Annotated in this window: 1 pseudogene; it reads right to left on the bottom strand. The window is 73.0% G+C overall.

Going from position 1 to position 256, the window contains the following annotated elements:
- Positions 1 to 26: 26 nt before the first annotated feature.
- Positions 27 to 256 (bottom strand): annotated as a pseudogene (locus SB816_RS33190) (ABC transporter ATP-binding protein); the annotation flags it as partial.

Genomic DNA, 256 nt, shown 5'->3' on the forward strand with positions numbered 1-256 from the left:
CTTGCGCCTCGTGACACGCCCGCGCGTCAGCACGGTTTCACGCCCACGGATGCGGGCAGCAGCGCCGCCGGCGGCAGCTTCGCGCGGCGCTCGGGCGGGAGCGCCTGCAACGCGCGCCGCCCGCGCATGCCCAGAAAATATTCGCGGATGAACGGATCGTCCACGCCGGCCGCCTCCTCCACGGGCGCGGCCACCAGCACCTTGCGCTCCGCGATCACGGCCACGCGCGTGGAAAGCGCGACCATCGCGTCCAGAT

Origin of the sequence: Achromobacter sp. SIMBA_011 (assembly GCF_046535435.1) — a bacterium.
Lineage (GTDB): Bacteria > Pseudomonadota > Gammaproteobacteria > Burkholderiales > Burkholderiaceae_B > Achromobacter > Achromobacter dolens.